The organism is Flavobacterium sp. Sd200 (assembly GCF_009826935.1).
GTDB lineage: Bacteria > Bacteroidota > Bacteroidia > Flavobacteriales > Flavobacteriaceae > Flavobacterium.
Map to the genome: position 1 here is coordinate 214,222 of NZ_WUMN01000006.1, position 7,990 is coordinate 222,211.

Consider the following 7,990-nt stretch of genomic DNA (forward strand, 5'->3'; position numbering starts at 1 on the left):
TAGAAATAAGTAATTTGATTGTGTGTAAAAAAAATATAATAGTGGAATTAATAGCAGAATATTTGGTAACACAGGCTTAATATTGAGTAAAACCAGCGGGTTTATATTCAGGTTTTTGCCTGATTTGTTGTTTTTTGCCCTTTTGCAGCCCTGCGTTTTTATGCGCGTTGGAGAAAAAATCTTTAAACGCGATTTATTTTCATAATTTGTTGTATTTTAAAGAAAATCAAATGTATGACCGGTAAAAAGACCACACGAAAAAAAGCACCTTACAATTCATTTACATTATTACATTTGTACCTTACATTTTATATACATTTTTTGTATATATTTGAACTTTAGAATTTTGAGGTTTTTTATTTGCGGGTTTTTACGAATGATTTTTTTACCTTTTTTTAATAGAATATTAGCGTTCAGGAGTGTTTTAAAAGTGCTTATCCTTTACATTTTATTAATATTCGCAACCCATTCATTTGCCCAAAACAGCAAACAAAAAACCACCTCAGAGACAGTTGTTCAAGAATTACTCGAAAAAGCAAATAGCCTTACTCATACAGACCCGGCACAATCGCTCGCTTATCTCAACAGGGCTTTAAAACATAAAGACGAGATTAGCGATGCGCAACTTTTGTTCCTTTACAAAATTGGTACTGTGGCATGCATCAACCAGCAGTCTAACATGCAGGCCTTAGATTATGGCTACAAAGCCCTTGCGCTTCAAAAAAAGATAGACCCCTCGCAAATGCATTTTATATACAACAATATTGGGTGTGTATATATGCAGCTAAGTGATACAGAGAAATCGCGCGAGCTTTTAAATTTATCGCTCAAAGGTTTAAAGGAGTCTATTGCAAACGGCACGCTTAAAGAAAAAGAGGTAGAGGCCTACCTGGTGTACAGCAATCTTGCCGTTATAGAAATAGAAAGTAAAAACTATGTAAAAGCCTTAGAGATGCTCCATATTTACAAAAAGCAAAGCATCAGGCTAAAAGATACTGCCGGGATTATAATTACGTATCAAAACCTGTCTAATGTACTTTACAATTTAAAGCAGCCCGACAGTTCAAGGTATTATTCTGACAGGGGTATTGAGCTTTCTAAGAAAAAAAACAGCCGCGACGACCTTGCCTACCTTTACTACTATCGGGGATATAATAACAGGGAGACCGCAAAAGATACTGCAGTGTATTACCTGGAAGAGTCTTTTAAACTGGGAGAAGAGTTAAACCTTAGCGATGTAAAACTATCAACCTCTAAAGCCCTTGCCAATCTTTATGAGGGCAATAACGATTACAAAAGATCCAACTACTATTTGCGCATTGCAAACACGCTTTCAGAAAAAAACATCAGCGAGCAGAACAAGAAAAAAACCGAATTGCTTGAGTTTGAGAATGAGCAAAAAATAAAACAACAGGAAGCACTATTAGAAACTCAAAAGAGGGAGAATTTGTTGCTTTTTGGGTTTATATTGCTTGTGCCTGTATCTGTAATTGGGTTTTTAATGTACAGGTTGCAGCGCATAAAGGCCATACAGCGCAAGGTAGAAAATGAGCTGCTGGTGCAAAAAATGGAAAGCAAGAATAAAGAACTTACCAGCAACGCTATACAAATATTGCAGGCCAACGAAATTATAGACTACACCCAAAAGGGGTTAAGCCAGCTTAAAACCAGTGCCGATACCCCCGCCAACAGGATGCTTACGCAAATTATATCCGACCTTAAGAATGGTAACCAGTCGTTTAATAAAAAGGAATTTGAGAAGCTTTTCATTGAGACCGACGAGGACTTTTATAAAAAACTATTGCACAAATATCCTACACTTACCAAAAACGAAATAAGGCTGTGTGCCTTTGCCAAGATGAATTTTTCTACCAAAGAAATTTCGGCAATAACGCAGCAAAGCAGCAACAGTATTTTGGTGGCGCGTTCCAGGCTTCGCAAAAAAATAGGTCTGGAAGAAAACCAAAGTCTTACAGTTTTTTTCAGGAGTTTTTAGAATGTTGTCTATGCCACAGGGTTTTGTAAAAAAGGCTCAAAGATGCGCTAAGCAAAATTATACATCGAATTTAAATAGATGCCTGTGGTTCGCTACGCTAAGGTTGACATATAAGAATATTATTTTCACGCCAAGGCGCAGAGGCGCAAAGTTATTTCTCGATTATTTTGCTCAAAAGCGACGAAAGTCGCGAAGCCTTGCGACTTTCGTCGCTTCAATGGAACTCCTTATGTTAGTTTCAAACTTTGCGCCTCTGCGCCTTGGCGTGAAATTTAAAATATATCTATATATTCACTCACACTAAAAATAACAACCAACCAATAAACCACAAACCACTGTATCTTTGTAATTCAACAAAACAGCAATGAATACTACCCAGATAATAGAGAACACCAAAAAATTCGTTCAACAGCAGCTACAGGGAGCCGAAGGCGGCCACGACTGGTTTCATATAGAGCGCGTATATAAAAACGCCTTACTTATTGCAAAAGGGGAGGAGTGCAACCTGTTTGTGGTAGAGCTTGGTGCACTGCTGCACGATGTAGCCGACAGTAAATTCCATAACGGCGACGAAACCGTAGGGCCAAAACTGGCATGGCAATTTTTAGAGTCGCAATCTGTGCCCGAAGATGTAATACTTCATGTTGTAAATATTATTGAGAACATTTCGTTTAAAGGCGGTAATTTTGAGAAGAAGTTCCACTCACCGGAGCTTGCCATTGTTCAGGATGCTGACAGGCTCGATGCCATTGGAGCCATTGGCATAGCGCGCACGTTTAACTATGGTGGGTTTAAAAACCGCCCTATGTATGACCCTGCCATTGCTCCGAACCTGCATATGACCAAAGAAGAGTATAAAGCCAGTAATGCACCTACCATTAACCACTTTTATGAGAAACTGCTGCTGCTTAAAGATAAAATGAATACCACTACCGGAAAGCAAATTGCGCAACAACGCCATAAGTATATGGAAGGCTTTTTAGCGCAGTTTTATGCTGAGTGGGATGGGGAGTTATAGGGCGGTAAGTGTCGTGCAGCTCTACTGTATTTCGCACAACATCAACTATACTAGAAGTGATGAATGAAAAAATAAAAAAGAACACCGTCAGATTATCATCAAAGCGAAAACTTATTCATTGTATTAAAGACCCCGCCAATATATTTATGTTATTTGTATTATTAACGGTAACTATAGTTGGAGTTGTAGATGAAAATTTAGATATTATAATTATTGTATATATTGGAGCGATTCTGTACGGATTTATTGTAAGAGTGTTCATTTTCTTAATAAACAAAATCAAAAACACAATTAAGTTTTAGTCTTCCCTAAAAATACTTTTACCTAAACGGAATATTTTAGTATCTTTGTAGATATCACTACGTTGTATAATGACATATTCTGAAGAAAACTACCTTAAGGTTATTTACCATTTATCGCATAACTCAGATAAGGGCATCAGTACCAATGCCATTGCAAAGGTTATGGAGAGCAAGCCTTCATCGGTTACCGATATGGTACAGAAACTGGCCGATAAAGAACTGGTAGAATACATAAAATATCAAGGCGTAACCCTTACCGATAAAGGCATGTTCATGGCACTTATGATAGTGCGCAAACACCGTCTTTGGGAAGTTTTTTTGGTGGAAAAACTTGATTTTTCATGGGATGAGGTGCACGATATTGCCGAACAATTAGAACATATAAAATCAGAAAAACTCATTAATAAGCTCGATGAGTTTTTAGGTTTTCCTACCGAAGACCCCCATGGCGATCCTATACCCGATGCCTCGGGCAATATAGAAAGCATCGACAAAAAACTGCTCAGCGAGGTAGCCATAGGCAAAAAAGTAATGTGCGTGGGCGTTAAAGACAGTTCACCACCATTCCTGCAATACCTCGACAAGCAGCAAATAGCCCTGGGTTCGGGCATCGAAGTTACCTCTAAAGAAGATTTCGACCATTCGCTCAACCTCCGTGTAAACGGCAAAGAGGTTACCGTATCGCACAAAATAGCCAGTAACCTTTTTGTAAAACCTGTATAGCCATGCCACACAACAATCATTCGCTCGAAGATGTGCATGAGTCGGTAACGGCTGGCGGTAATGGCACGGGCTGGAAAAAAATATTAGCCTTTTTTGGTCCGGCCTACATGATTAGTGTAGGCTACATGGATCCCGGTAACTGGGCTACCGATCTTGCCGGGGGAAGCCAGTTTGGCTACTCGCTGTTGTGGGTGCTGCTCATGAGCAACCTTATGGCATTGCTGCTACAGGGTCTCAGCGCACGTTTGGGCATTGTTACCCGCCGCGATCTGGCGCAGGCATCGCGCGAAACGTACCCTAAATACATCAATATTTTTTTATATGCTTTAGCAGAAGTTGCCATTGCTGCCTGCGACCTTGCCGAAGTGCTGGGCATGGCTATAGGGCTTAAGCTGTTGTTTGACCTGCCCATGCTGTGGGGCGTAAGCATTACCATGTTTGATACTTTTTTGTTGCTGTTCCTTATGAACAAAGGAATCCGCAAAATGGAGGCATTTATTATAGGACTTATTTCTATCATAGGACTGTCGTTTTTAGCAGAGATGTTTTTTGCCAAACCCGATATGGGCGAGGTGGTGCAGGGGCTTGTGCCTTCTGTTCCAACAGGTGCCGCACTGTATATTGCCATTGGTATTATTGGTGCTACGGTTATGCCGCACAACCTGTATTTGCATTCGTCTTTAGTACAAACCCGAAAATTCGACCGCTCTTTTAAAGGCATAAAGCAGGCCATCAGGTTTAACCTTATCGACTCTGTAATTGCCCTTAACCTTGCCTTTTTTGTAAATGCCGCTATATTGATTTTGGCTGCGGCAACTTTTTTTAAAGCAGGGCTTCATGAAGTGGCTGATATTCAGGATGCACATAAACTGTTAGAACCCATGCTGGGCAACTGGGCCGCCATATTGTTTGCGCTGGCACTAATTGCCGCCGGACAAAGCAGCACTATTACAGGCACGCTGGCCGGACAAATTGTTATGGAAGGCTACCTGAACCTGCGCATACAGCCGTGGGTAAGGCGCATTGTAACGCGTTTAATAGCTATTTTGCCGGCTTTCTTTACCATATTGTATTTTGGCGAAGATAGCACAGGAGAACTGCTTGTTTTAAGCCAGGTAATACTGAGTATGCAACTTGGATTTGCCATAATACCGCTTATACATTTTGTGAGTGATAAGAGCAAAATGCAGGATTTTGCTATTGGCATTTGGACAAAAATAGGTGCATGGACAATTGCATTGGTAATTGTAGCCCTCAATGCTAATTTGGTTTATGACGAAATTTCGGGGTGGATTAAAAACTCCGAAGACCCGTTTTACATATGGGCATTTGTCGTTCCGTTTGTAGTCATAGCCATAGCGGTTTTACTGTATATAACTATTGAGCCGTTTGTAATGAAGGGTAGGGCAGTTAAAAACCTCGTGCCACACCTTAGTCCGCAGTCGTTAAAAGAGCTGCCGCAAAAGCAGGTGTACAGTAATATTGCCATTGCGTTAGATTTTAGTAGGACCGATGGCAAAACACTGTCAAGTGCCATGCAGTTAGGTGGTGCTAATGCAAAATATACGCTTATACATGTGGTAGAAACCGTGGGTGCAATGCTCTATGGAGACCAGGCTCAGGATCATGAAACCACTACCGATATGGAGTATTTAAAAAAATACAAAACCAGCCTTGAAGAAATGGGCTTTAGTGTAGATATTCAGCTAAGTTTTGGCAGCCCTAAAAAACAGATACCCAAAATAGTAAATACCAATGGCACTTTTGATATTTTGATATTAGGAGCGCATGGCCACAACTTTTTTAAAGACCTGGTGCTTGGCACTACCGTAGATGCAGTGCGCCACAAAGTACACATTCCGGTGCTTATTATTAAAGATTAATAAACTTCTGATTCTTGTCAAAAGTCAATGCATAAAAAAAGCGCCCCGGTTGAGGGCGCTTTTTGCATATAGAAATAAAAATTATTTTTTCTTTCCTTTTGCTGGTGCTTTTGCAGCTTTTGCAGCTTCCTGAGCAGCTTTCATAGCAGCACGAGATATACGTACCTGAGCTACTACAGTGTTGTCTGGCTGAAGAAGTTTAAAGTTGTTTACAGGTAACTTAGTAATGTAAAGTTTGTTACCCATTTCAAGGTCTGTAATGTCAGCCTCAACAAAGTCAGGAAGGTTAGCAGGTAACGCCCTTACTTTTAGTTTGCGCTGGTTTAGACGAAGAACACCACCGGCCATAACACCTTTAGAGTTACCAACGATTTTTACCGGAACCTCCATAGTGATCTCTTTATCATCATGAAGTTGGTAGAAGTCGATGTGAAGGATTTTATCGCTTACCGGGTGAAACTGGATATCCTGAAGGATAGCGCTAAATTGTTTACCACCTGCAAGGTCAATTACCACAGTGTGTACGTTTGGAGTGTAAACTAAACCTTTAAATGCAGCTTCTTCTGCAGTAAAGTGAACTGGCTGATCTCCTCCGTATAACACGCAAGGAACCATTCCAGCATTACGTGCTGCACGCGTTGCCGCTTTGCCCACGCTTTCTCTTTCAGATCCTTTGATCGTAATTGATTTCATTTGAAATAATTAAATATAGTTAATAAATAAAATACTACTGTAAGAACTTGCCGCTAATAGAGTTGTTGTTCTGCACCATGTGCATTACCTCTGCAAACAAGCCTGCGCATGTTACCACTTTTATTTTAGAAGTTTCCTTCTTAAGCGGAATACTGTCGGTAACAATAAGTTCCTTTAGCTGCGACTTTTCAATTTTTTCATATGCCTCACCACTCAAAATAGGGTGGGTACATATTGCACGAACGCTTAACGCTCCTTTTTCCATCATCAGATCGGCTGCCTTTGCAAGCGTTCCGCCTGTATCTATCATGTCGTCTATAAGTATGATGTTCTTACCTGTAACATCTCCTATAAGCTCCATAGTTTCAATTTTGTTCGCCTCTTTGCGCTGTTTGTAGCATATAACCACATCACTGCCCAAAAACTTAGAGTAGGCATAGGCCCTTTTGCTTCCGCCCATATCCGGAGAGGCTATAGTAAGGTTCTCCAGGTTTAGCGATTTTATGTAAGGAACAAAAATTGTTGAGGCAAACAGGTGATCTACCGGTTTCTCAAAAAATCCCTGTATTTGGTCGGCATGCAAATCCATTGTCATTATACGGGTTGCACCTGCGCTTTCCAGTAATTTTGCCACGAGTTTAGCCCCTATCGGCACGCGTGGTTTATCCTTTCTGTCCTGTCTTGCCCAACCAAAGTAAGGAATTACAGCGGTTATGTGCCTTGCAGATGCCCTTTTTGCGGCATCTATCATTAGCAACAGTTCCATTAAATTATCTGCACTGGGAAAAGTAGAGCATACTAAAAATACCCTTAACCCCCTTATCGATTCTTCAAACGATGGCTGAAACTCGCCATCGCTGTAGTGCGATAATGTTACCTTGCCAAGAGGAATGCCATAATGATCGGCTATTTTCTCGGCCAGATATGTGCTTTTAGAACATGAAAATATCTTTGCTTCCGGTTCTGTATGCAACATTTTAATTAATTGCTTAGTAGTTAGTTAGTGTCGTGTTGTTGTAATAAGGGTGCAAATTTAGAAATTTAATTCTATACAAGCAGTAATTTATTGTGTTATTTTCCTGAAATTAAATATTATTTTTTACATTTGCACCGCTGAAAAGCAGTACACAACTGCCTGGATGGCGGAATTGGTAGACGCGCACGACTCAAACTCGTGTACTACGGTGTGTGGGTTCGATTCCCACTCCAGGTACTTTTAAAATCCCTAATTAATTTGTAAGTCAAATTGTTAGGGATTTTTTGTTTTTGAATCTTCCCCTATAAATAGAAAGCTATAGCCTTATCATGCGATTGAAAGATTCATTATATAGCTTTTAAGTCTATGTTTAAAAGCAACAAAAACGGCTCCTTTTTG

At 40.2% G+C, this 7,990-nt stretch carries 6 protein-coding genes and 1 tRNA gene; 5 read left to right on the top strand and 2 right to left on the bottom strand.

Annotated elements, in window-relative coordinates; genetic code table 11:
* Positions 1–430: 430 nt before the first annotated feature.
* The 4 genes from GR160_RS15880 to GR160_RS15895 all read left to right on the top strand — a co-directional run bounded on the left by GR160_RS15880 (position 431) and on the right by GR160_RS15895 (position 5,922).
* Positions 431–1,996 (top strand): hypothetical protein, encoded by a 1,566-nt coding sequence (locus GR160_RS15880; protein ID WP_160750873.1) that lies wholly within the window; start codon positions 431–433, stop codon positions 1,994–1,996.
* Between the two features lie 364 nt (positions 1,997–2,360).
* Complete coding sequence (locus tag GR160_RS15885; protein WP_160750874.1) at positions 2,361–3,014, top strand: HD domain-containing protein; 654 nt, start codon at positions 2,361–2,363, stop codon at positions 3,012–3,014.
* A 371-nt stretch (positions 3,015–3,385) separates the two neighbouring features.
* Positions 3,386–4,039: a metal-dependent transcriptional regulator gene (locus GR160_RS15890; protein WP_160750875.1), complete on the top strand. Its 654-nt coding sequence runs from the start codon at positions 3,386–3,388 to the stop codon at positions 4,037–4,039.
* A 2-nt stretch (positions 4,040–4,041) separates the two neighbouring features.
* Positions 4,042–5,922: an Nramp family divalent metal transporter gene (locus GR160_RS15895; protein WP_160750876.1), complete on the top strand. Its 1,881-nt coding sequence runs from the start codon at positions 4,042–4,044 to the stop codon at positions 5,920–5,922.
* 81 nt (positions 5,923–6,003) lie between these two features.
* Here the strand turns inward: GR160_RS15895 and GR160_RS15900 are convergent, their stop codons facing one another.
* The gene (locus GR160_RS15900) at positions 6,004–6,615 is read right to left on the bottom strand and encodes a 50S ribosomal protein L25/general stress protein Ctc (protein WP_160750877.1); all 612 of its coding nucleotides are present in this window, start codon (positions 6,613–6,615) and stop codon (positions 6,004–6,006) included.
* A gap of 34 nt (positions 6,616–6,649) precedes the next feature.
* Entirely contained in the window at positions 6,650–7,591 is a 942-nt protein-coding gene (locus GR160_RS15905) for a ribose-phosphate pyrophosphokinase (RefSeq protein ID WP_160750878.1), read from the bottom strand.
* A 157-nt stretch (positions 7,592–7,748) separates the two neighbouring features.
* Here GR160_RS15905 and GR160_RS15910 point away from each other — a divergent pair.
* Positions 7,749–7,828, top strand: a tRNA-Leu gene (locus GR160_RS15910).
* Positions 7,829–7,990: the final 162 nt, after the last annotated feature.

Coding starts and splice junctions, on each gene's coding strand:
- GR160_RS15885 (WP_160750874.1), top strand. CDS start 2,361: ATGAATACTACCCAGATAATAGAGAACACCAAAAAATTCGTTCAACAG.
- GR160_RS15890 (WP_160750875.1), top strand. CDS start 3,386: ATGACATATTCTGAAGAAAACTACCTTAAGGTTATTTACCATTTATCG.
- GR160_RS15895 (WP_160750876.1), top strand. CDS start 4,042: ATGCCACACAACAATCATTCGCTCGAAGATGTGCATGAGTCGGTAACG.
- GR160_RS15900 (WP_160750877.1), bottom strand. CDS start 6,615: ATGAAATCAATTACGATCAAAGGATCTGAAAGAGAAAGCGTGGGCAAA.
- GR160_RS15905 (WP_160750878.1), bottom strand. CDS start 7,591: ATGTTGCATACAGAACCGGAAGCAAAGATATTTTCATGTTCTAAAAGC.